The sequence below is a fragment of the Paenibacillus puerhi genome, from assembly GCF_009846885.1.
GTDB lineage: Bacteria > Bacillota > Bacilli > Paenibacillales > NBRC-103111 > Paenibacillus_G > Paenibacillus_G puerhi.
The window spans coordinates 125,359-150,522 of the sequence record NZ_WUWM01000005.1 but is presented as its reverse complement, the minus strand read 5'-3'; the positions used below and the strand labels follow the sequence as shown (position 1 = coordinate 150,522).

Here is a 25,164-nt window from a genome sequence, read left to right as displayed (position 1 = left end):
GCCTCCTCTATCTAAGCTTGAATATCTCGACCGCGCTGTTCAGCTCTTCAGCCAGTATCGCAAGGGACTGGGCAGAGGAGGCCGTCTCTTCGCAGGCTGCTGCGGCCTGCTCCGTCGCAGCGGAGATGCTTTCTATCGAATGCTGCACATCCGTTGTTTGAGCCGCTTGCTCTTCGCTGGCTGCTGCGATTTCCGTCACCTTACCGGACGACTCATTCACAAGCGAGAAAATTCGTTCGAATGATTCACCCGTTTTCTGCGAATAAGCAACGCCTTCGTTCACGGCTGCGATACTGCGAAGCGTGTTCTGCTGCATGCCCTTGATGATGCCGGTAATTTGTTTGGTCGCATCGATGCTGCGCTCCGCTAATTTGCGTACCTCATCGGCGACTACGGCAAACCCTCTGCCTTGGTCCCCGGCCCTTGCCGCCTCGATGGCCGCATTCAGGGCGAGCAGATTCGTTTGATCCGCGATGTCGTCGATGACCTCGATAATATCCCCGATTTTATTCGAATCCTCTTCCAAGCGAGACATCTGGCTATGGATCGCATTCATGCCGTCGATAGAGGATTGCAGCACCTTGCTTCCTTCTGCCGCGAGGCCCATCGTACTGCTGGTCAGCTCGGACGCTTCCTCCGCCCCCTTGGCAACGGAGGTGACGGCCGACGACAGCTCTCTGAACAGCTCATTGATCGTCTGGGCCGCACCCGCCTGGCTGCTGCTTCCGCTTGCGATTTCTTCCGTACTCGCGGATATTTCTTGGGCTGCCGCCGACAGGCTGGCCGCCGAGTTCAGGACCGAGCGGATGATTTGGCTCAAATTATCCGTCATCGCGTTGAAGGACCGGGCCATTTCGCCAAGCTCGTCCCGGTTGCGGACCGCTAAAGGCTCCGCTGTCAAGTCGCCGGCAGCGATGCGTTCTGCCGCCTGGGATACGGCCAGGATCGGCCGGGAAATTTGCCGGCTGATGAAGAACGCAATAACGCCTCCAGCAAATACAGCAAAGATGCTTAGCAGCAGCAAGGTGGTGATGGTGGCATCCACCTTATCGGAGTTATCCACGTTGCCTTGATCCAGCAGCTCCTGCTGCATGCCCATGAACTCATCGCCTACCTTTTCGATAGCCTCTACCGAGGAGGCCGACTGGTTCTCGATGATATCCAGCACGACATCCATGTTGCCAAGCTTCTTGTTCTGGATAGCCTGATCGGCAAACTGTGCGAAGAGAGCCTGCTGCTTATTCATTTCACTTAAATACTCCTTCATTCTTGTCGTGGTCAGCAGCTTGGCGATCTCATTGCTCTTGGCCTTGTAATCGGCTCGTGCCGTCTCCAGACCAACGAGATATTTCTCGTTGCCTGTCAGCAGGTAGCTCCTAGCCATTAGCTGCTGTTCACGGACGCTGAGCACCATATCCTTAATCATAATAACCTTTGCTGCCCGATCATCGATCAACAGACTATACGAATGGTCAACATTTTTCATTTGAACATAACTGATACCGCCCACAGCCGCCAATAAAAGCAGCACAGCAAAAAATCCACTATATAGTTTCTTAGCCACGGTCATTCTCATAACAATAACATCCCTTCGTTATATAAATACATGTTGAATACACAAAAAAAGAGCTTCCCGAATTGATGAGGAGGCTCCATCTTTTCCGGTAACTGGCTGGCATGATGCCCCTTCCTTCCGAGGAAGACCGGCATGTTAACCCCTATAGCTTTGCGACCCCACCTTTCGATGGGTGTGCCCTTACTATGTAGTTGTCATTGTCATGTATGGAATTCTAACCTCAGCCCCCCTGTCTCCTTGTGAAACTCCGTTTAGTTTTCGACATTTTTCACCATTTACTAAGACTAACTTACGCCTCACACTTTGCATTATAGTTAAATCATACCAATAATACAAGAGATCATGATTGAATATAGTTTAAAAGACCCACTTTTATGTTGAAAGTCGTGCTTCTTCATAAAATAAGACCTGACAATAACTGTCAGGTCCTTCCCTCTCGGCCTTACTCTCTAAATAAAATGCCTTCGTCAGCGATAGAAAAAATTGGGGGTAACCGTTCTATTCTCATAGGTACTGTGGAAAATAGGAGTTGCCGCCGGAGACACCGGCGGAATCAGCCACGACCAATCGCCGGTTACCGCTCTTCCCCGCTTGTTCTCGTTGTCCTCAAAGCGCTTGAACTGCTGGGCGGCCGTATGATGATCGACAATCGCGACCCCGTTTTTTTTGAACGAATGCAGCACCGCTGCGTTCAGCTCCAGGAGCGCTCTATCCTTCCACAGCGAAGACTCACGTGCCGTATCCAGTCCCATAATGCGAGCCATGACCGGCTGCAGGTTATAACGGTCCTCATCCGCCAGGTTACGGGCGCCGATTTCGGTACCCATGTACCAGCCGTTGAAGGGCGCTGCGGAATAGGAGATTCCGCCAATTTCGAGCCGCATATCGGACACGATCGGAACGGCATACCATCGGAGCCCCAGCTTGGCGGTTTCCGGATAATCGGGATGCTCGATCGGCACTTCCAGCACCAATTCTTTCGGAATCTCATACAGGCTGGGGGCCTCGCTCTCCATGCTCAGGACGAGCGGCAGCACATCATACGGCGTTCCCTCCCCCCTCCAGCCCAGCGACTGACAGAAGGAAGTGAACTCTGCGGAGATGGGGTCGCCTACGATGCCGTTCTCCGTCTTATACCCGGCATAGCGGATCAGCTGGCGGTTCCAGATCCGTGCGTCCGGCCTTGCCGCAGAGGATGCCCGAAACACAGTGATGACCGGACGTATCCGGCCTCCATGGGTTGCGAGCTCGAGATGGCGGAACAACGCCTCCGCCATCTCGTCATCCGTGGACAGGGCGCGGGCATCCACCACCTCCAGCGTCTCCCAGAACAGCCGTCCAATACACCGGTTGCTGTTGCGCCACGCCATCTTGGCCCCATGGGTCAGCTCTTCCTGCGTATGGGTGTAGGCTCCCAAGTCGGCTAGGGCCTTCTTTACTTCCTCCAGTCTGTCCGCCAGTTCTTCTTCGGATTTATTCAATTCGGCGTAGCATACCCGGATGAAGTCCTCCGCCTGCTGCCAAAGCTGTTCTCGTTCCAACTCGTTTGCGCCCCTCGCTGCTTATATTTCCTCCAGTGTATACCATAGAGCGTCTAGTTCCAACGAACAAGCTGTGACAAATGAACGCATAGCCAAGAGCCGTCCGGTCAATCTGTCGGACGGCTCGTTCCTATGCGTCTACTCTCTTTTTCATCCGCACATGCCAGATGCCCGCATCCAGGAAGGGTTCGTCCGACACGGTGACGTACCCCAGCTTGCGGTAAAAGGACTCGGCGTGGGTCTGCCCGTCCAGTATGATAAAGCCTACGCCCAGGCTCCGGATCTCGTTCTCCATCACTTCGATGATCCTTCTCCCTAGCCCGAAGCCGCGGTACGCAGCGAGCACTGCGATGCGCTGCAGCTTGGCGGTATTCTCATCGTACATCCGATAACGGGCAGCCGCCACAGGCCTGTCGCTATCCAGCAGCAGAAAGTGCCGGCAAGCCTCCCAGGAGGCATCGAATTCGTCGATCTCAAGCTCGACAGGCACCTGCTGTTCCTTTACAAATACTTCCATGCGCACCTGCAGACATTGCTCCAAGTGCTCCTTCGAGGTTGCGGCTAAAGTCTTGATGTTCACTTCGTGTTCTCCCTTATCCGATCTGATGACGTTCTCCCGGCTTCATCGCAATGCCGCGTATTCCCATGCTCTCGAGCTTCGCGGCGAAAGCCGCCGTATCTTGGCGAATGGGAGGGAAGGTATCGAAATGAAGCGGTACGACCGCTTTGGCGTTCAGCCATCGGGCGGCGATTGCCGCATCCTCCGGACCCATCGTAAACAAGTCTCCGATCGGCAGAAATGCGACGTCAATATCATACAATTCTCCGAGCATTTTCATATCCGAGAAGAGCCCGGTATCGCCGCTGTGATACATCGTCAATCCGTTCCACCTTATCAAGAAGCCGGCCGGCATCCCGCCGTATATAATTTGGCCCTGCTCCTGAAGGACAATGCCGGAGCTGTGGAAGGCATGCGTCATCTGTACCTCGGCAAAGCCCAGATTCACCCGGCCCCCGATATTCATCGCAAGTGTTTTCGCCCCCTGAAACTCCATATAGGCGGCCAGCTCGAAAGTGGCGACGATCGTCGCTTCATTCGCTTTCGCGATCGGATAGGCATCCAGAATATGATCCTGGTGAGCATGCGTCAGCAGCACGAAATCGACCTTAATCTCATCCGGCGTAGTTGCAGCCAGCGGATTGCCCGACAGGAAAGGATCGATCACGATAGATCGTCCGCCTGCCGTCAGTTGAACACAGGAGTGACCATGATATCTGATTTCCATGAATTCGAATACCCCGCTTTCTCAATTAAGATACATCGTATCTCCGGAAGATCTCCTCCACATTGGCTATTGTATCATTATAAAGCTTCCGCCACCAAATCAGCAGCAGTCTTAGCCCGCGAGCGCTTTCTTCAGCGCCTCTCGTACTCTGTCCTTGCTGAACGGCTTCACAATAAAATCGCTGGCTCCCATGCTGACCGCACGAATCAGCAGCGCCTGCTGGCCCATAGCGGTTACCATGATGACCTTGGCTTCCGGATTCATCGAGATGATCTTCTCCAGAGCCGTAATGCCATCCATTTCGGGCATCGTAATATCAAGGGTCACGACATCAGGCTTCTCGTCTTCGAATTTTGACAACGCTTCCAGTCCGTTCGTTGCTTCTACCACTGTTTCGTAACCCAACTCGTGAAGCACATTCTTCAACAGCATGCGCATAAAGAGTGAATCGTCGACGATCAATATTTTGCTCACGTCGAAACAGCCTCCTCTTCGCAAAGTCTTCGCATTCAAGGATGTTGGATCTATTTATATAATTTGTACCCTGTATTATAGCACCAGAACCAGAAATTACAAGTCTGAACACAGGAAATACTTGGATGTAACGGCCTCCCAGCCTCGCTGCGCGAATCGTCCCGGTTGCAGCAAACTGCCTTTGCTTAGATGCTTCAGCCGCCGATTTTTTAATTTTAGATAAAGGCAAGGAATTTGCCTGCTTGGAACGAATACTTCTGATAGAGGGCAATCACTTTGCAGCGAAGGAATGGTGTACCTATGTCTATGATGCCAAGCTCCAAGGAACGTTCCGCGGAACATCCTGCCCTGCCGCGCAGCGGCTGGCAGCTTTATTTGTCGCTGCCTGTGCTAGTCTGGGCGCTGTACGACTTTGCCAATACGATCTTCACGTCCAACATTATCACGATCTTTTTCCCGTTTTATTTAAAGGAAACGCTGGGCGGCAGCGAGACGATGAATCAGATTGCAAGCACGTTCATCACGTATACCAATGCGCTGGCAAGCTTTTTTCTGGTTCTGTTCACCCCGCTATACGGCGTCCTGATCGACCGTACCGGGCGCAAGAAACCGTTCCTGGTACCGCTGACTATTCTGTGTATTGCAAGTACGCTGCTGATGGGAGCAGCCTCCTTCTGGCAGACCGGCCTTACAGTGGGAGGAATACCTCTATCGCTGGCGATTGTACTCGTCTTGTTTATGTTCGCCAAGTTTTTTTATAATTCCAGCCTCGTATTTTACGATGCGATGATCTCGGATCTTGGCAACGAAAGCGAGCTGCCCCTTATTTCCGGTTACGGGGTCGCTATCGGCTATTTCGGCACCTTGGTCGGGCTGGCCGTCTATCCGTTTATCGGGAACAACGGCTCCCATCACTCGTTCATCCCCAGCGCGCTGCTGTTCCTGATCTTCTCGCTCCCCCTCTTCTTCTGGTATAAAGAAGGGGCTGGCTTGAAAACCGCAGCAGCAGACCGGCCAAAGTCTTCCTTTTTCTCCGGCTACCGCGAGGTCTGGCAAACCTTCAAGGAAGCGAGGGCATACCGGGCGGTGTTCCTGTTCATGATCGCTTACTTTTTTTTCAATGACGCCGTTGCTACGGCTATCGCCGTCATGGGGGTATACGCCACAACCGTCATCGGGTTCTCGACGGGCCAATTCATCATCCTGTACCTGGTTTCCACCGTTTCCAGCATTATCGGCTCCTTCATGTTCGGCTACGTCAACCGCCGCATAGGGTCCAAACGGGCCGTAGGCGCTGTGGCTGTTATCATGATGGTTTCCATCGCCCTCGCCTCGCTGACGGCTAATCAAGGATTGTTCTGGGCCGCTGGAAGCTTGTATGGCGTCTCGATGGGCGCGATGTGGGTTACCTCGCGGACGATGATCGTGGAACTCACCCCAGAAGAAAAACGTGGCCAGTTTTTCGGCTTGTTTGCCTTCTCCGGCAAGGTGTCGTCCATCGTAGGACCGTTTCTATACGGCACCATCACTTTGACGCTTGCCGAATACGGTAATCTCGCCAGCCGGCTGGCGCTCGGCTCGCTGATCTTGCTCCTCCTGATCGGATTAGCCGTACATGTCCGCGTACCGTATGCCGCCAAAAGGTAAGCTGTCATCCCCCTGATACATGCAAAGGGATTAAATTCGGTAATAAGGAGGGACAACGGCATGAGTACATTTCAGGCCTATGTCTTGGAGAAGGCCGGAGACACCGTTTCGGGAGCCATCCGGGAGATGAGGAAGGACCAGCTGCCCCAAGGGGAGGTTACCATTCGGGTTTATTTCTCCGGCGTCAACTATAAGGATGGTCTTGCCGCGCTCCCGAAAAGTACGATCGTGAAGTCGTACCCCTTCATTCCGGGGATCGACCTCGCAGGCGTTGTCGAGCATGCGGAGAGCGGCTTGTTCGCGCCCGGAGATCGGGTGCTCGTCACCGGTTACGGGCTGGGAGTCTCGCATTATGGCGGATATAGCGAGTATGCCCGCGTGCCGGCCAGTTGGGTAGTCCCTTTGCCGGACGGGCTGTCGATGGCCGAAGCTATGGCGCTCGGGACAGCCGGCTTCACTGCCGCTCTTTCGCTTGCAGAGCTGGAGAGCAACGGGCTGCAGCCTGGCCCGGACACCGCCCCCGTTCTCGTCACGGGGGCGACTGGCGGGGTCGGCAGCGTAGCCGTCTCCCTGCTGGCTGCACGGGGATACCATGTGACCGCAAGCACAGGCAAAGCCTCCGAGCACGAATACTTGCTGCAGCTCGGAGCCTCGGCCATCATCGGACGCGATGAGCTTCGACCGGACAAGCCGAAGCCACTGCAGAAGGAAGCCTGGGCCGCCGCTATCGATCCGGTAGGCGGGGAAGCCCTAGCTGCTATTCTAGGCTCGATCCGGTACGGGGGCGCTGCAGCCGTTAGCGGATTGACCGGAGGGGCCGCTTTTGCCGCAACCGTGTATCCCTTTATTCTTCGCGGAGTGAAGCTGCTGGGGATCGACTCGGTCTATTGTCCGATGACCCTCCGGACTGAAGTGTGGGGCAGGCTGGCCGAAGCCTGGAAGCCTGCTACGTACCTGGCAGCGGGCTATCGAACGATCGGCCTGTCCGAGCTGCCGGAAGCGCTGGCCCATATCCTAAGCGGCCAAGCGCGCGGACGCGTTATCGTCAAGCTGCGGGAAGAGGCCTAGCTGGGGTCGACGTTTCTATACACCAAAAAGGATCCGCCCTCGGGGCTGGATCCTTTTTGGTGTATAGAACGCACCTTCTCCGCGCGGAGGAGAAGCGCTATATGGGGAAGCTGGACGGTCAGCTCGCCGCCAGCTTCATTGATTTTTCATAGTTCATCAACGTTTCGAAGGCTTCCCGCATCGCAAGCAGCTCTTCCTTGGAAGCCTGACGCATCTCCTGCAGCAAATTTCCGGCTACCTTCTCTCCCAACAGCTCATTCAATTCCCAGGTTTCCTTCTCGTTCATTACACTCGACCTCCGCTAAATTTTTGCTCAAAGCTCGCAGCGCAAGGGAACATCCACCATACCCTTGCACAGCCAAAGGGAAGCGTAGTGACCTAAGTCCTCATACGTTCGGCAGCTGGCTGACATCGTTTGCACATTAGTCCCTGTAGCTTTGCGTCCCTGACTTTCGTCAGATTTGCTATTATCGTGTCGGGCGGTTACCCGATGGAACTAGTATAGCACGAAAATAGTCCCAGATCGAATTATTTTCCCCAAGCGTTCGCAAACCAGATCGAAGCCCGGAACATCCGGTTTACGAGGTAGATGCCGATCAGAAACCAGACCAGCCCGACCCCAGCCACCACATAAGAACGCTCCTGAGGAGAGGCCATCGGCAGCAGCTTATCCATCACCAGGTCATCGGCAAACAGATTAAAGCCGTACCACTGGGCAGCAGCCAAATAAACGAGCGGCGCGAACAATAGAATAAAACCCGCTACCGGAAAAGCAACGGCCAGCACAAACTGAACAAGGCTTATCGGCAGCTTCAGAATCCAATACGCGACCGGCAAATACGATTCCAAAGACAACAGTACCGCCTTCATCCCGCGCTTGCCTTCGGCGGGAGTCTGGGGTTCGTCCAAGTACCCGAACTCTTCCTTCCTCGTTTCCTTACGGCCGAGCGCCTGGGCGTCCAGCTCCTGCAGACGTTTACAGCCCAGAAGCGCAAAGTAGAGAATGGGAATCCCGATTCCTAACGGGGTCAGCGCAACGCCGAGCGCGAAGAAGGTGACCGCAAAAGCGAAGCCCAAAACGCCTAATGGCAGCGTAGTTACGAGAAAGTACTGCATTTTGATCAAAAACGATTGATTCCAAGTCACGGCCTGTACCTGAGTTCCTGTATGCATCCTTATCCAAACCTTCCTTTTTCCTGTCATGTATAAACTTATTATAAGATCGCAGACTTTCTCTTCCCACCAACCTGCGAACAGGTTAGAACTGGACCAAAGTCTTGTTTATCCTTGCATTTATCGCTGCATTAAAGACAGACGGCAAGCTTCCAGCAGCGGATCGCCGCTGTTATAATGGGCATGTATCGGAATACCAAACAAGCCTAAAATCGGTTGTGGAGGAACGAACATGAACTATCGGGTAGCAGTAATCGGGGCAGGTGCGATAGCCCAGTCCCATCTGAATGCGCTCCAACAACTGGAGTCAACGACACCGGTCGCGATTGCGGATATACAGGAAGACCGGGCCAGAACACTGGCACAGGCCTACAGCGGAGTGCAAGCCTATACGGACTACCGCAGGATGCTTCAAGTAGAAAGGCCTGATCTGGCGATCGTCACGCTGCCCCACTTCCTGCACAAGGAAGCTGCCCTCGCTTGTGCCGAAGCGGGCTGTCATCTTCTGCTGGAAAAGCCAATGGCGCTTAATGCGGAGGAATGCGACGAGATCATGCAGGCGGTGCGAAGGGCAGGCATCCGGATTCTCGTCGGACATACCCAAAGATATATCCCGCACAATCTGGAGGCTAAGCGGTGGATCAAGGAAGGAACGCTCGGACAGCTGCTTATGATCAACGACGCCCGGCACATCGATTACTTCCACGACAGCCGGCCGGCCTGGTTCTTCGAGAAGAGGCTGTCGGGCGGCGGGATTCTCGCCAATCTCGGCTCGCACTCCGTGGACAAGGCGGTATGGCTCAGCGGCTCGCGCGTGCTTCGAGTGAAGGCTCTCGTCAGCCATGCGGGGAGCAAGGGAGATGTGGAAGGCGGAGGTGCAGTGTTCCTTCATCACGAGAACGGAATCGCCACCACGATCGTACAATCCGGCTATAAGGGAGCGGCCCGCAATGAAACCGAGCTCTTGTTCTCCGGCGGCAAGCTCTGTTTGAAAACAGGCGTCTCCCTTCAAGCCAGCCTCGGTAAAGACTACGAGCCGGTCGAGACCCCGCAGGCAGAATCCCCCTTCGTCCTGCAGCTGCTCGACTTGATCCGCCATATCGAAACCGGAAGCGAGACGGCTTGCACGCTCGAGGATTCCCGGCATATCGTAGCGGTGATCGATGCGATATACCGCTCTCATGCTTCAGGAAGGGAAGAAGGCGTGCAGCTTACTTAAGCTTGCAAGCCGCCTGCGGCACCCCGCCGATTCTCCATTGACAGCAGACTTGTATGGCGCCTATAATAATCGATAATGATTATCATTAGCATGCCAGCATGCTCAAGGAGACGGTCTGATGAAAATCAAGTACTGCTGTAAAAATTTCAAAAACGGCTCCAAGTCCGTATTCAAGTCGATGAAGGACGAATTCCCGGACATTGAGCATAAGAAGAAGGATTGTCTTGGCTGCTGCAAGCAGTGCTCCAAGCAATGCGTAGCTAAAGTAGGCAAGTCCGGATTGATCTGTGCCGAATCACCGGATCTGCTGTATGAGCAGCTCAAACAGCTGCTCAATGGCTCGGTTCATGACAAAGAAACGGTTTTGATCTAAAATCTTAGCGGAGTGGTGTGCGCGGATCGCGCCCCGCTCCGCTCTTGCGTCCAAGAGAACATTCGGGAGATGAGCAAGCATGAGGGACACAATCCGTCAAGTCGCTGCCCGAGCTTATTCTGGTCGGCATCGAGCCGATTAACCGCCATGACGAGTACACGCCCTGGCCGGCCAAAGCGCTGATCAGCACATGGTTCCTAATACCCATCTGGCTTACAACGCGCTTGTCCGCAAGAGCTATCCCGAGAGCCGGCTGAAATTCGTAGAGGAAGAAGGAGGAACGCACGACGGGGTGTTCTTCGTCAAACATTTCCCCGAAGCTCTCAGGTGGTTATTTGCTTAACGACAACAAGCAGGCCGCAGTTGTAGGAAGGTTCACCTACAGAGCTGCGGCCTGTTTGCGCAAAGCTGCTTTCGTTAATGGAATTCCGCGAACCCGCCAGACGAGGCGTGTTCGTTATTTCTTTTGAGCCAGAAACTCATCCAATTGTTTTTGCTTTTCTGCGATAATTTTATCGACTCCGGCTTTTTTCTGTTTCTCCAGGAATTCGGCAATCATCTTGTCAGGATCGACAGAACCTGTCGTCAACGGAACGTGGTATTGCTCATTGAGCGTTGTATAGGCAGCGATCTCCGTTTTGACCGGTTGAGAATTGAAAGCGAAGCCGAACGATGGAGAAGCTACGCCTTTATCGTTGAACGATTTGTACAGCTCCCACTTTTTCGGATCTTCGTTTTCCTTCAAGAAATTGAGGAACTGATTGCCAAGCTGCCATTGGGCCCCTGGGTTATACTGCTCGGCTTCAGGGCCGTTTTTGATAATTTTGTCGCTCACCTTCACGTAATGCTTGCCTTCAATCCCGAAGTTGATCAGATTGTTGAAGACAGGGTCTTTATGAAGAAGATTGATGATCTGCATAGCCAGCTTCGGATTTTTCGACGTTTTGGAGATAGCCAGCATAGCACCGGACGCGTCGCCTGTCGTGATCGTTGGCTGCGTCAGATCGATCTGCTCCAGCGGGAAGCCGATATAGCCTTGCTCTTCTGCCGCTTTCCCAGGCTTCAGGCCGTCCGTAAAGGCAAACGCCTTGCCCGCCTTAGCCTGGTCTCTTGGGAATACCGTCGAAGTTGCCGCATCTTTATTGATATAACCGGCCAAGTACCATTTGCGGGCCAGCTTCGCTTTTTCCAGATACTCCGGCGTTTCAAGCGCATTCATAACTTTCGTTTCCTTGCCGATCTTGCGGATGACGCCAGGAACGGAGGCATCCCCCAAGTAGTCCCAATCCAGATTGTCCAGCAGCCCATTTCCGTTATTGGCGTTCGAATTATAGAATGGTGTGATGGTCGGCTCGTTCTCTTTAATAATCTTGAAGAGAGGCTCCAGATCCTCCCACGTTTTTACGGCGGTCAGATCCATTTTATATTTATCCGCCAAGTCCTTGCGGACGATCACGCCGCGCGTAGCCGCCAGCTCCTTGTTGGTCGGTACGCCGTAATTTTTGCCTCCGATCTTGGAGCCCTCGAGAAATCTAGAGTCCAGATTGGCAACAATATCCTTGCCATCCGACTTCAACAGCTCGCCGATGTCCAGGAAAGCGCCCTTGGCTACGTTAACGGTATAGTTTTGCCAGGCTGCCGTGAAAATAATGTCGGATTTTTCGCCCGAGGCAATCATCAGGTTCAGCTTCTGATCCCATTGTCCCCAATCGATCGCATTGATCTTCAGCGTAGCTCCGATATTCTGGCTGGCGAGATATTTGTTGGCCTCGGCCTCCACCGCCGCGACTGCTTTTTGCGGCACGCCCGGATACTGCAGGCTTACTTCATACAAAGCGGTCTCCTTTGGAGGCGCCGTATTCGTAGTCGCTCCTTTCGGGTCCTCAGGCTTCGGAGCCTCCGTCCCGGCCGGTGTGCTCCCTCCGCTGCAAGCGCTTAAGGCCAAAGCACATGTAAGCGGCAGCATTAGAAACAAGCTCTTCTTTTTATTTGTTTTCATACAAACCCTCCCACTGGCATAATAAATTTGTTTGCTCTATGCTAACCGGTCGACTAACCCGGATCTAGCCTTTGACCGCACCAACCGTAAGACCTTTGACAAAGTATTTCTGGAAGAACGGGTAAGCAAAGATGATGGGACCGATCCCTACGACAGCCATCGCCATCTGCAGCGTACGGTTCGGCAGATTCGCCAGATCCGAGCCCGACAAGTACTGGGATACGTTCGAGTTTTGCGTAATATACTGGATATTCAGCACAGCCCGCTGCAGCAAATACTGCAAGCCTACATTGTTGTTGCCCGGCTCAATGAACAAGAGGCTGAGGAACCAGTCATTCCAATAGTTAAGGGTCGTGAACAAGCCTACGCTTGCTATGACCGGCATGGAAAGCGGAATAATAATTCTCCAGAAGATGCCGAATTCTCCGGCTCCATCGATTTTGGCGGCTTCAATGACCGCGGGCGGGATGGAGGTTTGGAAAAACGTACGCATGATGATGACGAAGAACGGCTGGAGAAGCAGCGGCAAGATCAGGGCCAGCATGGAATTCTTCAGCCCGAGCACCATCACGTACAGGAAATAGAAAGGAACGAGCCCGCCGTTGAACAGTAGAGTAAAAAAGACATAGAAGGAGAAAAATCCGCGATAAGGCAAGTCCGATCTGGACAACGGATAGGCATAAAGCGCCGTGATCAGCAGGCTGAGCAGCGTCCCTGTGATCGTAACCGTGATGGAAACGCGATAGGCGTTCAGCACCTGCATCTTATCCTTGATGATATACTCATAGGCGTTCAGACTGAACGTTTCCGGAATAAACTTATACCCGTTGGCCAGAATCGTATTCTCGTCCGAGAAGGAGATCGAAATGACCAGAATGAAAGGGACCACGCAAAGGAGAGTCCATATGATGAAAAACGTGTTAATCGCAATGCTTGAGCCGGTTGACGCATCTAGCGCCTTGCCGCTCTGCTGCCCGCTCATACCTTTCCCTCCCTGTCTGCTTTTAGAATAGAGCTGAGTTTCTATCGAACTTTCTCACGGCGAAGTTGGCAAGAAGCACGAGTACGAACCCGACGAAGGCCTGATAAAGACCTGCTGCCGATGCCATGCCCGCATCCCCGTTCTGGATAAAGGTCCGGTACACATACGTATCGATGACCTGGGTAGTCGGGTATAACGGTCCTGCATCGAGCGGTACGTTGAAGAACAAGCCGAAGTCCGCGTAGAAAATCCGTCCGATCTGCAGCAGCGTCATCGTGATGATAAGCGGCGACAGAAACGGTATCGTAATATGCACGATCTGCTTCCACTTGCTCGCGCCATCGAGAACGGCCGCTTCGAAATATTCCTCGTCAATCCCGATAATAGCGGCGTAATAAATGACGACGTAGTATCCGATGTTTTTCCAGACATTGACGAACGGAAGGATATAGGTCCAATATTCGGGCGTCATGTACCAATCGATCGGCTCCATCCCGAACGCCTTCAGCACCGAGGTGTTGATATAGCCGGTTTCTACTCCCAGGAAAGCCAGCACCAAGTAACTGATGACGACCATCGATAAGAAGTAAGGGAAAAACATAGCCGACTGATAAATCTTCGATAACCGCCTGCTCTTGACCTCATACAGCATGACGGCCATCCCGACGCCTATGATCAGATTCAGACCGATGAAGATGCTGTTATACATCAAGGTATTGTAGGTCGTACTCCAGGCGGCGTCCGTAGCGAACAAATATTTAAAGTTCTGTAGTCCGCTCCACGGACTGCGGAAGGGACCGTCGGTAAAGTTGACATCCTTGAATGCCATAACAACACCGGCCATCGGCAAATAATTGTTAATCAGCAAGAATAGCGTTCCCGGCAAAAACATCAGATACAGGATTTTGAACTTGCTGAAATTGCTTGCGAATCCCGAACGGCGTTTGGCCTGCTTAAGCGGACGAACGGTCCTCTCAGGCGTGCGGGCCCCCACAGTTTCCATGTCTGTCTCTCCTCTCTTTCTCCTCTATGTCTATAGTATAGAAGAACATGGAAACCCCCTCTATAACTGCTGTGACTTCCCGACTAACGCTTTTGTGACCTGCCCGCCCGGCGAATGACGAAAAAAAGCCCAGCGCTTCTCACGGCGCGCATCACTGCACAGTCCATGACAAAGGCTGGGGCGCTCTCGCTTGCGAACGTTCCTGCCCGAGGGCTATTCCTCGGCTCTCGTCTGCTTGCGGTACTCTTGCGGCGTCTGGCCGGTAACCTTCTTGAACATTTTTGTAAAATGCGAAAAATTGCCGTAGCCGGTCATCTCCGCGATTTCGCTGATCTTCAGCGGAGATTCCGCGAGCAGCTGCTTGGCCTTCTCGACCCGCTGCTGCAAAATATAATCGAACAACGAAATCCCGCTTTCCTTCTTGAACATACGGGACAGGTACGCGGGATTGAAATGAACGAACGAAGCGATATCCTCGCGCGTCATTTCTTCCGCCATATGCTCCTTCACGTATGCATAGATTTGCTCCAGCACGGGCATTTTGTCCGAATTCGACGGGTATAGCCGCTCGATTCCGATGGTGGCTACCTTCATCGCCCATGCCTGCAGATGATTCAGACTTTTGGTCGCATGCGCAATATCGCTGAATTCCTTGGCGGAGTACAAATGATGCACCGAGATGCCCTGCTTATGAAAGACGTTGTACACTAGATTCAGCAATGCATGGTAGAAGGCCCCTAGAGTTTCGACCGTCAAGGAAGGCTGCTGCCGGAGCAGCTCGAAGCCCTCTTGCATCCGTTTTACGAACTCTTCCTTCTTCCCCGTCTCGAACAAGACTGCAAGCTCCGAAAACCAGGGAATAGGCAGGGCAGTCGCCATGGCCAGCTCCTGGGGCTCATTCCAGATCACAGTCCTGGAGTTTCGAATATTGTTGCGCTCCGCCTCCAGCAGCTCGTAATACACCTGGGTCAGGTCCTCGATCGGAGTCGGGTCCGCGATATAGCAGGAGACGTGGCAATAGAAATACTTGGAGCATGCTTCAATGTATTGTCTGCACTGCTGCTGCAGCTCCTCCCGGCCGAGCGGCATATCCCGGAGCACATAGAGCAGCACCAGGTTGATGCCGTGACGGTCCTGCAGAACGATCCCCTGCCTGCCGCTCTGGATGATCTCGGCGGCTGCGTTGCGCAGCGCATACTCGACGATCTCCTCATCGCGTACGCTGAGCTCCTTGTTCCATTGCTCGATGCTGATCATGATCGGCATCAGCAGGCTATCCGGCTTAAACTCGATGCTGTACGTATCCATGAGCTCCGCGAGCTTCGACGGCGACGGGGCTATCCGCTCGGCCAGCACATCCTGCCAGAACCGTTCGACGAGCAGCGGCTTCTGAGAGTTCCATAAGCCGTAATATTTGGAATAGGTTTCATGCTGCTGCTTCATCTCTCTTGCCTGGCTTCTCTTCTCCAGCGCTTCCTTCACCACCTGCAGCAACTGGTCATACTTCACCGGCTTCAATAAATAACTGAAGCTCCCAAGCTGCAGCGCCAGCTGAGCATAGCTGAACTGGGCATGACCGGTTAGAAAGATCATCTCGGTATCGAGTCCCTGGTCCCGGATGCTTTGCAGCAGATCAAGCCCGTTCTCACCCGGCATCTCGATATCGCATACGATGACGTCGATATCGGCCTGACCGAGAACCTCCCTCGCTTCCTCGGCATCGAAAGCGGTATGGATGTCCGTTATCCCTGCCTCCGTCCATGCGACCTTCTCATGCAGCGCCTGGACGGCATATTCTTCATCATCCACGATCAACAGCTTGTACATGAGCGGCCCCTCCTGATTGTTCATTGAATACTTGCATAGGCAGTCTAATCCTAACGACGGCTCCATGCTCCTCCTCATTGCTGAATTGTACGGAAGCTCGCTCGCCGAATTTCATTTTCAACCGGTGCCTGACATTCCATATGCCCAGATGCTTGTCTCCGTACTCGCCGTCAAACTGCTCGCTTTGGAGCATCTCCAGCAGAGCGGGCGGGAACCCGGGACCGTTATCCTTGATCAGGATCTGAATCGTATCGTCCAGCCGCTCGTCGGGCCCGATCTGGACGGATATCGCCAGTACCTGCTTCCGGTGCTTGAAGCCGTGTACCACGCTATTCTCTACGAACGGTTGTATGGTTAAGGGAGGAATGACGCAGGCCTCGTATCGGTCGGGTAAACTTACGGCGAAGGTCAGCTTGCGCGGAAAGCGCAGCTTCTGAATTTCCATGTAGTTGTCGATATGGGCGATTTCCTCATGGAGCCGGACAAAGCTTCGGTTCGTGCGGATCGCGAACCGGAAATATTCCGCCAGATGCTCGGCCATCTTCTGCACCAGCTCATGCTTGTGCAGAGCGGCAAGGCTGTAGATGATGTTCAGCGAATTCAAATAAAAGTGGGGATTAATCTGCACCTGGAGATGCTTATACTCCGCCTCCTTGGTCCGCAGCTGCTCCTCGTACACGTCGATCTTCAGATGCTGAATCTGGGCAACCATGTCGTTGAAGGTTCGGATCAGAAAATCAAACTCGGTGGAGGATTCATGGGTAAGACGGACCTCCAGATCTCCTTTCATCACCCGCCGCATTCCTTGCATCATGACATTCATCGGCGTGAAAAGAATTTTGCGGATAAAGAGCAGGGAGAACAGCAGGATAACCCCGGCGACCGCCGGTATCAGGAAGACCGCTCTTTGGAAAAAAGGAAGATTTTGAAGCAAAGCCTCCTCCTTGATCAGCAGGGTATAGTATACGTCGGCCAGATCGAATTTTACGCTGAGCAGCAAATATTTCTGACCGTTAGTCGGATGCTTGACCGTTTGATACGGGCGGTCGCTCCCGCCCATATGCGATCCGATCACACCGAGCAGCTCGGGCGAAAGAGTCGTATCCGAGAGAGGAATCCCGTGCTTGTCCACGATCACGCTCCCGGCCAGCTTCTCGTCCTCGATCGCCTCGATCGGCTCCAGCAGATCATTGAATTTGATCCAGGCGCCCATATAGAGAGACGGGTTGATCATGACAACCTTCATCATGGCCCGTTCCTTCTCCGAATCGACGATTCTCCACTCCGGGTTAACCGGGCTCTCTTCCTCCTGCCGTATAGCTGGCAGAAGCTTGTCCAGCAGCTCCATTCTATCGTTATAGCTGCTCTTGCTCATAAATATAAACTCGTCGCTCGGAACCGTATAAAGAAACAGCGAGTCGATGATATTGTAAAAATCGATATCGATGCTGAACTTGTTAATAATTCGCTGACGGATAAGGGCGTATTCATTGGTGGAGGAAGACGTGAAGTATAACGCGGTGATATCCGGGTCCCTGTCCGGAACCGAGTAGATATACGAGTTGGTCATTTTCATGACGAGGTCATGCTGATTCACCTGCTTCTCCAATTGATCGATATACGCTCTGGAGACCTGATCGCGCACCACCGTCGTCGCATATAGATTATTGAAGAAGACAAACACAAGCAAAGGGGTGATGACGACAAGAAAGCCGATAATGAACTTGACTCTCAGATTATTCCAGCTTCTAAACATGGCCGCCCCTCCCCCTACAACGTCCAGTCCTCCGAGAGCTGCTCATAGAGCACGATCAAGAACGCGGCCGGACCTGACGCATACAGGCGGGCATCGAGCTCCAGTCGGGCCGCGATCCGCTGGGCGATCTGCCACGCAAGCGCCTCCCGCTTCATGCGGTCAAGCGACGGCAGCCGCTCCACGAACGAGGACAGAAGCAGCCAATCCTCCCGCTCTATCCTGCTGCGCTCAGTTTCGGAGAGCTGAAGCTCCGGACGCGGCTCTCTCCACTTGCGCAGCCACTTCTCTGTCCGCCGGCGAAGAGCCAGCTGATCGGCACGCGTATCCCGGATCACCAGCGTGCCGGCAGCCAGATCCCCCAAGCGCTTATCCTTGGGATGGAAAAACATCCAGACGGCGCCCAGAAAATAGAAGGAGGGCAAAAAATCGATCAATCGGAAGAAATTGCGGATTACGGAGGACAGGAAGGTTAAGGGCTGACCGTTCTCCTGCACGACGCGGAGACTCATCCACTTCTTGCCGTACGATTGTCCCCCCATATAATATTCGGTTAGAACGAAATAACTCCCTATCAGCACGAAGCTGAAGAGGATCAGAAAAGCGGCCGCATACTCGCCGAGCGCGTCCGTTACGTTAACGCCGGCGAACATAAAACCGAGTCCGATAAGCAGGGCAACGGCTCCCAGCAGCGCGCTCAGCAGCAGGACGTCGAATACTTGAGCTGCCGTCCTGCTGCCGAGTCCGGCCGTCCGGAACTGAAGCCTGACATGCTCGGGGGTCACGATGTCCGCTTCGCGGTTGAATGCATCTTTCATGGAGAATTCACCTGCTTCTTCTTCCAATTAATGTGGTAGTATGGTACATATAGCTTGAAGGAGGATTTGTCATTATATGGACATTCATCGCTTTATTCGCGAACATAAGCCGGTCTGGTCCGAGCTCGAACGGCTGCTTGAGAAGTTCGAGCGCAAGAAACGGCATGTACAGGCCGAGGAAATCGACCGGCTCACGACCCTGTACAAGCAGGCCTCCGCTCATCTGGCCTTCGCCCAGACCTATTATGCCGGAGACGATGCGGAAGTTTTCCTGAACCAGCTGGTCAGCCGGGCCCACCATGCGCTGCACGCCGAGCAGTGGAAATCCGGCAGCCGCCTCGGCGATTTTTTCAAGCGGCATTTCATCGGATATGCACTGGAGCGGAAGTGGTTCATTCTGCTGGCGCTGCTGCTGTTCCTCGTTGGCGGCCTATCCGGCTTTGTCTCCGTCTGGCAGGATCCTTTGAACCTGTACGCCGTCCTGCCGCCAACAATAGCGGAAAGCGTGGACCCGCAGCGCGTAGGCGAGAATCACGATTCGATCCAAAGCGCGATCATGTCGTCCACCATCATGACGAACAATATCCGGGTCGCCGTGCTGGCCTTCGTCAGCGGGATTACCTTCGGGGCGCTCACCGTATATCTGCTCGTCTTTAACGGACTGCTGATCGGCGCTCTAGCCGCCTTGTTCTGGCAGTCCGGACGAAGCTATATATTCTGGGCCTACATCCTGCCGCATGGCATCATCGAGCTGATGGCCATCTTCATCGCAGGCGGAGCCGGACTTTATATGGGCTACCGGATGATCGCTCCCGGACGCTACACGCGCAAGTACATGTTTCTGCGCTCCGTGAAGGAATCCGCCCTGCTGCTCGTCGGTACGATTCCGCTCTTCGTCATCGCAGGCATCATCGAGGGCTATATTACGCCTTCCCCGCTGTCGCTGGAAGCCAAATACGCCTTCGCCGGTCTGACCGTGCTCGCCCTGGCCGTCTATGTTCTATACGGGGTCCAGAAGCAGAAGAGCTTTCTCGCCGAAGAGGGAGGGACGCTGCCTAGAGCCGGTCATCCGCTTTCACATTCAAGTACCGGTTAACCGCCGTAAAGGCCAGCTCTCCGACCGGCACGTCGATCACGTCTATGCCGCTGGCCGCTATCCGTGCGGAGAAGGCGCGCCGGTCGAGCGCAAACTTGTGCGCGAGGCTCTTGACATAAGCTTCGCGCTTGCCTGCGGTATCGGCAAGCGCCCAGCTGTGCAGCACCTCATCGCGCAAGCCGAGCAGCAGCACATGATGCTGTCTCCGCAGCCGGAGCAGCAGCGGCATCAGTTGATCCTCGAACATGTAATTGTCCAGATCGGAGAACAGGACGGTCAGTCCCCGCTTTTTCTGTACCCGCATCAAATGCTGCAGAGCCACCCTGTAGCTCGCTTCGACAAACTCGCTCTTCAGATCGAAAACCGATTCGGTAATCGTCTGCAGATGAGCAAGTCCAGCGCCCGGGGGCACGTACACCCTGACCTTGCTCGAGAAGGCCAGCAGCGCCACCTTATCCCCCTGCTTCAACGCTACGGCCGCCAGCGCAAGCGCCGCTTCCAAGGCGGCGTCCAGCTTCGTACGGCCCTCCAGCTCCACACCCATCATACGACCGCAATCGAGCAGGATCGTGACTACTTTGCCCCGTTCCGGCCGGAATATATTGGTCATCAGCGATCTCGATCGCGCGGATGCCCGCCAGTTGATGAAGCGCGGGTCGTCATCCTGCACATGCTCCCGGATGGCATGGAACTCCGAGCCCGCTCTCTCCCGTCTGTACACTCTCCGTCCATCCAATATCAAGTCACGCTGAGCCGAGGACAATATCCCGCGAACGACCGACATATCCGGGTAAATCCGGATGCTTTGGTCCGTTCGGACGTTCATCTGCTTGGACCACAGCCCTAGCCTGCCGCTGATGCGGAGCCTGATCCGATCGAACGCATGGGTGCCGCGTTCCAGCCCCGTCGCGGTATAGGTCAGCACGGCATCCCTTCCCTGCCAGCTCGTTCGCATCGCCTGAGGCTCTACGACCTGGAACTGCTGGGGTACATCGTCGGCCGCCTGAAGCATCAGCCGGTCTGATGGCGCCTGCGGCGCCTCTATCGTCAGCTTCACCTCGAACGGGCTGCCGATATCCGCTTGACCCGGCAGCGTCCGGCTCACACGGAGGCTGGCACGTCTGGGAAGCAGCGACAGGTCGAGCACCGAGGCGCCGGCCAATGCCGCGTTGACGAGCACCAGCGTTATCGTGCCAACGCCGGCCGCATAGCCTGCGCCCACGACAAGGGCCCCTATCCCGGCCGCAGCGGCCAGGCGGGGGGTAGGCACGATCAGCCGCTTCTCCAGCTTCTCAGCGAGGTACCGGAATCTGGGCCAGCGTTTCCTGGATGAAGTGGTCACTCGTTTCCCCCTCCAATTCAACCTGCGGCGTCAGCAGCAGCCGGTGCCTTAATGTCGGAACGGCCACCGTCTTGATGTCGTCAGGCGTGACGAAGCTCCGGCCGTCGAGCAGGGCCCATGCCTTGCTCGCCATCATCAGCGCGATGCCCGCCCGGGGGCTCGCTCCCAGAAGCAGCCGCTTGTCCTCGCGCGTCTTGCGAACCAGCGCCGTCATGTAGGCGAGCAGGGAATCCTGCACGACCACCTCGTGGAGCGACTTGCGCAGCTCCTTCAGCCTCTCCAGCGACATGGCTGCGGTTGTCTCCGCTCCGCGGGTCGTCTCTGCGAAGTAAGGAACATGCTCCTTCAGTATGCCGAGCTCGGCTTCTAGGGACGGATAGGAGACGACCAGCTTGAACAGGAACCGGTCAAGCTGAGCCTCCGGCAGCGGGTAGGTCCCTTCATATTCCACCGGATTTTGCGTAGCGACGACGAAAAACGGATCCGGCAGCAGATGGGTTTTACCCTGGATCGTGACCTGCCGCTCCTCCATCGCTTCCAGCAGCGCAGCCTGAGTCTTAGGCGGCGTCCGGTTGATCTCGTCGGCCAGCAGTATATGCGTGAATACCGGTCCGCGGACGGTCTCGAACTCGTTCGTCTTCATATTCAGGATGACGCTGCCGGTAATATCGCTCGGCATCATATCCGGCGTGAATTGGACCCGGCTGAACGTACCGTCGACCAAGTCGGCCAAGGTGCGCACCATCTTCGTTTTACCGAGTCCGGGCACGCCTTCCAGCAGCACATGCCCTCCAGCCAAAAATGCGGTCAACAGCAAGCGAATATTTTTCTGTTGTCCGATTACGATACGGTCCATCTGCTGCAGAAGCTGTTGCAATCGGTTCACTTCCCTTCCAGTTTGCGAATGAGTTCATCGGCGGCCCGGCTGTCCTGCTCCAGCTGCTTCGATGTGTATACGCTGGATTCCCGGGCCTTTCGAAAGCTGGCAAGCAGTCCCGCCAGCCATTCGGCGTCGGCTTTATCCCCGTGCAGCCTCGCTGCGGCAAGGATCTGGCCGTCTGTGGCGTCCGTACGTACGCCCCACTTCTCCCGCAGCAAGCTGCGGACATACGCCTCCTGATGCGAGAGAGCTTCCCGCGCAAGTCCCCGGCGGTCATACCAGCCGGCCGCTGCGAGCAGCGTCTCGTCCCCGCGCCTGACGGTCCAGGAGCGAGGCGTATAGGCAGGTCCGAAGCGGACGGCCTTCAGCCAGAGCCAGAGCGCAGCAGCCGCTGCCGCCTGGGCGATTACGGCCAGCAGCCACGCGGGATAGATCGCTAGCAGACCCGGCTTGTCCTGGACGCCGTGGTGATAATCATCGAACCAGACCGCCTGGCGGTCTTGCGGCAAATAGGGCCACAGCAGCTCAAAATGAGCGTTGGCGAGTACGGTATCGTTGCGCGTCCATTGGGGCATCAGCACGAGCGTGACCGTTCCTTGGCCGTGCTGGGATCTTGCAGCAACGACGCCCTCCTCATCCCGAAGAAGCGGCTCCACACCGGACGCCTCTTGGATGCGTACGGAAGCAGCTATGCTCCCCGTCCGTGTCGGCGCTTCCGGCTGAAGCAGGTCGGTGATCGGAACGGCCTCCGTATTAACCTTCTCCAGCTTGCTGTAAGCAAAGGGCGTCCACTCGGGAGGCGAGCTGTGGAACAGCAGCAAGTCATTGCCCCGTTCCACCCAGCGCAGCGCATTCTCCCGGTCTTTATCCGTCAGGCTGAGCGGCTGGATAACCACGAGCGAATGTCCTTGAGTCTCCGGCAGCGAGCTCCATGGCTTGCGCCACGCCTTGACCGGTTCGCCGCGTTCCTTTAACAGGACGTACAGCCCCTTAGTCCCGTTGGCAGCCGGCGAGCCGGAGAGATAGGCAGGATAGTCGGGCAAGCCTGGTTTCACCAGCAAATAGCCTAAGATCAGAAAAGCCAGCACGCTAAGCAGAAGCGCAAGCTGACGCTTATACAACTTCAGCATCATGCCCGCCTCCTCCCCGTGCCGCTGCTTCAAGCGCCTGCATGCGGACATAATCATCCGCAGACGCTGAAGCGGCGCCGTATACGACATGCTCGAAGAGAGCAGCCCCCTCTATGAAGGGCGAGCACAGCTTCGGCTTGCGATCCGTCAGCTCGTCCACATATTCGCGATTCGTTTTCCACTTCTCGGCGCGTATCCAGCCCTGCTCGTCCATCAACAGCAGCACGCTTAAAAACATGCGGCGCACCGCTTCCGGGTAATCCCCTTCGGCGGCGCACCGCTCGGCCTCTTCCCGCAGCTGCGCCGAGCTTTTGTCAAGCTCGGCGACGGAGCGGAAAATGCCGCGTCTGCGGCTCCTGCGGAGCAGGACGGTGCTGCGGATCAGCCATACGATAGCTGCTGCCAGCGCGGCCAGCAGCAGCCCAAGCAGAAGGTAGGCGAGCACCTTCGGCGTCCCCGGCGGAAGATCCACGTCCGGGAACAGCCCGAGTACCTTCCGCCACATCCGCTCCAGCCAGCCCAGAAGAGGATTGATGGAACGTTCGCGCAGATAAGCCGTGAACTCCTCCCTAGCAAGGATTTCCTCCAGCTTCTCCTTGTCTGCTTGCATGTCATAATTAATCATCGTTCGAAGTCGGCTCCCCCGCCTTCGGCGAATCCGTATCCTCCGGTGCCGGCGACGTGTTCGTCTCTTCCCTCGAGCCGCCTTCCGCATCACGCGCCTCCGGGGACTCTTCAGCCGATCCGGCTTCGGCTCCGTCAGCCGAGGCTTCCTCCACATCTGCTCGGGAAGGGACAAGCGGCTCCAGCCCGGCCGCCGTGGCGCCTGCCGCTGCTCCGCCTATCAAGCTGCCGCCCGATACGCCGTATACATCCCCTGCCCGGGCAGATTCTCCGTATACCGGCTGCCCGGCAGCGGGTGGCATACCCGTCGAGGTTTGCAGGTAGCGCTCCAGATCGGCCCCTTCATTGCGTACGCGAAGGTCGTAATAAATGACCGCGTAAGGGATCGTATAAAAGGGGGCGATAAGCAGGATCAGCGCAATATTGATCAATTGGCCGATCAGCGACATTTTAAACACCGCGATCAGCAGCGCATAAGCGCCTAGCGAGAAGACGGAATAAATAATAGAAAGAATCAGGTACACGGCGAATATACGCCAGAAGCTCCCCCGGGTCAGTCTCCAGCTGCGGCGGATAGCCTGCCCTCCTTCTTCCAGCGTCACAATAGGCAAGTAAAAGCCGAAGCGAATCATGAAAAAGCTGGAACAAGCCGTCATCCCGAGGCCTGTCAATATGTATACGACAAAGATAATAATGATAAACGCAACGCTTCCCCCGAACGGATCCCCGCCCAGCGCCAGAAAGCCGGCTCCTACGCCAACCGTCAGCGAAGCGATGATAACGATAGCAATCACGAGCGCGATCCAGATGACGAATAGCAGCCCGACGACGATCAAGCCGTACAGGAAGGTATTGCCGACCTGTCTGCCGTAGCGGGCGAACGACTTGCGCAGCACCTCGGCAAAGCGGACTTCTCCGCCCTCGATGGCCGTCCTGACCAGCTGAAGCTGAGAAGACAGCATCACAGGCGCAAGCAGCACGGCGTAAAGAGGCAGCACCAGCAAGATAAACAGAATCATGCCGGGACTTGGCTCATCGGTTGCGCCCCCGTTCCCGTTTACAAACAAATTCAAAGATTCGGCGAACGAATCCCCGCTTTGAGGCAATAGCGGAACCGTCGATAAATTATACAGGAGTAAATTCTGAAGCAGGTAAAAAGGTCCTACAAATAAGAGCAGTAATAAAAAAGCAGTGGCGAAATGCTTGCGGTAAAGCTGAAAGCTTCTGTCTAAAATCGCGCCCACGCCCATCGGCTTGTTTAAAGAGTCCATACACGCATCCTCCAGTCACATATTCGACACTATTATACATGAACATCCTAGCGAAGGCACCAAAAAAAACCATTTTCGCTAG

At 55.0% G+C, this 25,164-nt stretch carries 23 protein-coding genes, 1 pseudogene and 2 riboswitches; of the genes and pseudogenes, 6 read left to right on the top strand and 18 right to left on the bottom strand.

Translation table 11 applies throughout. The features are described from left to right. Positions 1-7 precede the first annotated feature (7 nt). From GSF01_RS06255 to GSF01_RS06235, 5 genes are all read right to left on the bottom strand, one after another. Positions 8-1,576 (bottom strand): methyl-accepting chemotaxis protein, encoded by a 1,569-nt coding sequence (locus tag GSF01_RS06255; protein WP_159882166.1) that lies wholly within the window; start codon positions 1,574-1,576, stop codon positions 8-10. Between the two features lie 84 nt (positions 1,577-1,660). Next, a riboswitch (cyclic di-GMP riboswitch) is annotated at positions 1,661-1,765 on the bottom strand. Between the two features lie 278 nt (positions 1,766-2,043). Further along, a complete protein-coding gene (locus GSF01_RS06250) occupies positions 2,044-3,117 on the bottom strand; it encodes a nitric oxide synthase oxygenase (protein WP_159882165.1) in 1,074 nt (357 codons plus the stop codon). A gap of 130 nt (positions 3,118-3,247) precedes the next feature. Then, positions 3,248-3,697, bottom strand: coding sequence for a GNAT family N-acetyltransferase (locus GSF01_RS06245; RefSeq protein WP_328803650.1), 450 nt, complete (start codon positions 3,695-3,697; stop codon positions 3,248-3,250). A 13-nt stretch (positions 3,698-3,710) separates the two neighbouring features. Then, a complete protein-coding gene (locus GSF01_RS06240) occupies positions 3,711-4,403 on the bottom strand; it encodes a metal-dependent hydrolase (RefSeq protein ID WP_159882164.1) in 693 nt (230 codons plus the stop codon). A gap of 111 nt (positions 4,404-4,514) precedes the next feature. Further along, positions 4,515-4,877 (bottom strand): response regulator, encoded by a 363-nt coding sequence (locus tag GSF01_RS06235; RefSeq protein ID WP_159882163.1) that lies wholly within the window; start codon positions 4,875-4,877, stop codon positions 4,515-4,517. Positions 4,878-5,186: 309 nt separating this feature from the next. Between GSF01_RS06235 and GSF01_RS06230 the strand changes: the two genes are divergently transcribed. Both GSF01_RS06230 and GSF01_RS06225 read left to right on the top strand, forming a co-directional pair. After that, a complete protein-coding gene (locus tag GSF01_RS06230; RefSeq protein WP_235941325.1) occupies positions 5,187-6,524 on the top strand; it encodes an MFS transporter in 1,338 nt (445 codons plus the stop codon). 60 nt (positions 6,525-6,584) lie between these two features. Further along, positions 6,585-7,592 (top strand): acrylyl-CoA reductase family protein, encoded by a 1,008-nt coding sequence (locus tag GSF01_RS06225; protein ID WP_159882162.1) that lies wholly within the window; start codon positions 6,585-6,587, stop codon positions 7,590-7,592. 118 nt (positions 7,593-7,710) lie between these two features. Here GSF01_RS06225 and GSF01_RS06220 read toward each other — a convergent pair whose 3' ends face one another. Then, entirely contained in the window at positions 7,711-7,878 is a 168-nt protein-coding gene (locus GSF01_RS06220; RefSeq protein ID WP_159882161.1) for a hypothetical protein, read from the bottom strand. Between the two features lie 107 nt (positions 7,879-7,985). Beyond that, positions 7,986-8,068: riboswitch (cyclic di-GMP riboswitch) on the bottom strand. Positions 8,069-8,120: 52 nt separating this feature from the next. After that, positions 8,121-8,765, bottom strand: a complete 645-nt coding sequence (locus GSF01_RS06215) for a sensor domain-containing protein (RefSeq protein ID WP_159882160.1) — start codon at positions 8,763-8,765, stop codon at positions 8,121-8,123. 232 nt (positions 8,766-8,997) lie between these two features. Between GSF01_RS06215 and GSF01_RS06210 the strand changes: the two genes are divergently transcribed. From GSF01_RS06210 to GSF01_RS30185, 3 genes and pseudogenes are all read left to right on the top strand, one after another. Continuing rightward, a complete protein-coding gene (locus GSF01_RS06210; protein WP_159882159.1) occupies positions 8,998-9,984 on the top strand; it encodes a Gfo/Idh/MocA family protein in 987 nt (328 codons plus the stop codon). Between the two features lie 118 nt (positions 9,985-10,102). Next, positions 10,103-10,357: a DUF1450 domain-containing protein gene (locus GSF01_RS06205; protein ID WP_159882158.1), complete on the top strand. Its 255-nt coding sequence runs from the start codon at positions 10,103-10,105 to the stop codon at positions 10,355-10,357. A 104-nt stretch (positions 10,358-10,461) separates the two neighbouring features. After that, positions 10,462-10,539, top strand: a pseudogene (locus tag GSF01_RS30185) (alpha/beta hydrolase); the annotation flags it as partial. A 275-nt stretch (positions 10,540-10,814) separates the two neighbouring features. Here the strand turns inward: GSF01_RS30185 and GSF01_RS06195 are convergent. The 6 genes from GSF01_RS06195 to GSF01_RS06170 form a co-directional block, all read right to left on the bottom strand. Further along, a complete protein-coding gene (locus tag GSF01_RS06195; RefSeq protein WP_235941316.1) occupies positions 10,815-12,356 on the bottom strand; it encodes an ABC transporter substrate-binding protein in 1,542 nt (513 codons plus the stop codon). A gap of 64 nt (positions 12,357-12,420) precedes the next feature. Further along, the gene (locus GSF01_RS06190) at positions 12,421-13,338 is read right to left on the bottom strand and encodes a carbohydrate ABC transporter permease (RefSeq protein WP_159882156.1); all 918 of its coding nucleotides are present in this window, start codon (positions 13,336-13,338) and stop codon (positions 12,421-12,423) included. Positions 13,339-13,360: 22 nt separating this feature from the next. Further along, a complete protein-coding gene (locus GSF01_RS06185; protein WP_235941315.1) occupies positions 13,361-14,341 on the bottom strand; it encodes an ABC transporter permease in 981 nt (326 codons plus the stop codon). 213 nt (positions 14,342-14,554) lie between these two features. Next, positions 14,555-16,168 (bottom strand): response regulator transcription factor, encoded by a 1,614-nt coding sequence (locus GSF01_RS06180; protein ID WP_159882155.1) that lies wholly within the window; start codon positions 16,166-16,168, stop codon positions 14,555-14,557. Next, positions 16,143-17,924, bottom strand: coding sequence for a sensor histidine kinase (locus tag GSF01_RS06175; protein ID WP_159882154.1), 1,782 nt, complete (start codon positions 17,922-17,924; stop codon positions 16,143-16,145). Before GSF01_RS06175 ends, GSF01_RS06180 begins: the two co-directional genes overlap by 26 nt. A gap of 14 nt (positions 17,925-17,938) precedes the next feature. Continuing rightward, a complete protein-coding gene (locus tag GSF01_RS06170) occupies positions 17,939-18,739 on the bottom strand; it encodes an RDD family protein (RefSeq protein WP_159882153.1) in 801 nt (266 codons plus the stop codon). Between the two features lie 76 nt (positions 18,740-18,815). On the opposite strand from GSF01_RS06170, the gene GSF01_RS06165 reads away from it, so the two are divergent. Further along, positions 18,816-19,835 carry a stage II sporulation protein M gene (locus tag GSF01_RS06165; RefSeq protein WP_159882152.1) on the top strand — a complete coding sequence of 340 codons (1,020 nt, stop codon included), beginning with the start codon at positions 18,816-18,818 and terminating at the stop codon, positions 19,833-19,835. On the opposite strand, the gene GSF01_RS06160 is transcribed toward GSF01_RS06165, so the two are convergent. The 5 genes from GSF01_RS06160 to GSF01_RS06140 are packed head-to-tail and all read right to left on the bottom strand — an operon-like array spanning position 19,795 to position 25,082. Next, positions 19,795-21,177 carry a DUF58 domain-containing protein gene (locus tag GSF01_RS06160; protein WP_235941314.1) on the bottom strand — a complete coding sequence of 461 codons (1,383 nt, stop codon included), beginning with the start codon at positions 21,175-21,177 and terminating at the stop codon, positions 19,795-19,797. The two genes, GSF01_RS06165 and GSF01_RS06160, sit on opposite strands and share 41 nt — an antisense overlap. Beyond that, the gene (locus GSF01_RS06155) at positions 21,128-22,054 is read right to left on the bottom strand and encodes an AAA family ATPase (RefSeq protein WP_159882281.1); all 927 of its coding nucleotides are present in this window, start codon (positions 22,052-22,054) and stop codon (positions 21,128-21,130) included. Before GSF01_RS06155 ends, GSF01_RS06160 begins: the two co-directional genes overlap by 50 nt. Before the next feature lie 5 nt (positions 22,055-22,059). Then, positions 22,060-23,190 carry a DUF4350 domain-containing protein gene (locus tag GSF01_RS06150; protein ID WP_159882151.1) on the bottom strand — a complete coding sequence of 377 codons (1,131 nt, stop codon included), beginning with the start codon at positions 23,188-23,190 and terminating at the stop codon, positions 22,060-22,062. Beyond that, positions 23,171-23,812, bottom strand: a complete 642-nt coding sequence (locus GSF01_RS06145; protein WP_159882150.1) for a DUF4129 domain-containing protein — start codon at positions 23,810-23,812, stop codon at positions 23,171-23,173. Before GSF01_RS06145 ends, GSF01_RS06150 begins: the two co-directional genes overlap by 20 nt. Continuing rightward, the gene (locus tag GSF01_RS06140) at positions 23,805-25,082 is read right to left on the bottom strand and encodes a glycerophosphoryl diester phosphodiesterase membrane domain-containing protein (protein WP_159882149.1); all 1,278 of its coding nucleotides are present in this window, start codon (positions 25,080-25,082) and stop codon (positions 23,805-23,807) included. Before GSF01_RS06140 ends, GSF01_RS06145 begins: the two co-directional genes overlap by 8 nt. Positions 25,083-25,164: the final 82 nt, after the last annotated feature.

Bases quoted from the DNA above. Each gene is read 5' to 3' on its own strand.
- GSF01_RS06255 (WP_159882166.1), bottom strand. From the start codon at position 1,576: ATGAGAATGACCGTGGCTAAGAAACTATATAGTGGATTTTTTGCTGTG.
- GSF01_RS06240 (WP_159882164.1), bottom strand. From the start codon at position 4,403: ATGGAAATCAGATATCATGGTCACTCCTGTGTTCAACTGACGGCAGGC.
- GSF01_RS06230 (WP_235941325.1), top strand. From the start codon at position 5,187: ATGCCAAGCTCCAAGGAACGTTCCGCGGAACATCCTGCCCTGCCGCGC.
- GSF01_RS06225 (WP_159882162.1), top strand. From the start codon at position 6,585: ATGAGTACATTTCAGGCCTATGTCTTGGAGAAGGCCGGAGACACCGTT.
- GSF01_RS06220 (WP_159882161.1), bottom strand. From the start codon at position 7,878: ATGAACGAGAAGGAAACCTGGGAATTGAATGAGCTGTTGGGAGAGAAG.
- GSF01_RS06215 (WP_159882160.1), bottom strand. From the start codon at position 8,765: ATGCATACAGGAACTCAGGTACAGGCCGTGACTTGGAATCAATCGTTT.
- GSF01_RS06210 (WP_159882159.1), top strand. From the start codon at position 8,998: ATGAACTATCGGGTAGCAGTAATCGGGGCAGGTGCGATAGCCCAGTCC.
- GSF01_RS06205 (WP_159882158.1), top strand. From the start codon at position 10,103: ATGAAAATCAAGTACTGCTGTAAAAATTTCAAAAACGGCTCCAAGTCC.
- GSF01_RS06195 (WP_235941316.1), bottom strand. From the start codon at position 12,356: ATGAAAACAAATAAAAAGAAGAGCTTGTTTCTAATGCTGCCGCTTACA.
- GSF01_RS06190 (WP_159882156.1), bottom strand. From the start codon at position 13,338: ATGAGCGGGCAGCAGAGCGGCAAGGCGCTAGATGCGTCAACCGGCTCA.
- GSF01_RS06185 (WP_235941315.1), bottom strand. From the start codon at position 14,341: ATGGAAACTGTGGGGGCCCGCACGCCTGAGAGGACCGTTCGTCCGCTT.
- GSF01_RS06180 (WP_159882155.1), bottom strand. From the start codon at position 16,168: ATGTACAAGCTGTTGATCGTGGATGATGAAGAATATGCCGTCCAGGCG.
- GSF01_RS06175 (WP_159882154.1), bottom strand. From the start codon at position 17,924: ATGTTTAGAAGCTGGAATAATCTGAGAGTCAAGTTCATTATCGGCTTT.
- GSF01_RS06170 (WP_159882153.1), bottom strand. From the start codon at position 18,739: ATGAAAGATGCATTCAACCGCGAAGCGGACATCGTGACCCCCGAGCAT.
- GSF01_RS06165 (WP_159882152.1), top strand. From the start codon at position 18,816: ATGGACATTCATCGCTTTATTCGCGAACATAAGCCGGTCTGGTCCGAG.
- GSF01_RS06150 (WP_159882151.1), bottom strand. From the start codon at position 23,190: ATGATGCTGAAGTTGTATAAGCGTCAGCTTGCGCTTCTGCTTAGCGTG.
- GSF01_RS06145 (WP_159882150.1), bottom strand. From the start codon at position 23,812: ATGATTAATTATGACATGCAAGCAGACAAGGAGAAGCTGGAGGAAATC.
- GSF01_RS06140 (WP_159882149.1), bottom strand. From the start codon at position 25,082: ATGGACTCTTTAAACAAGCCGATGGGCGTGGGCGCGATTTTAGACAGA.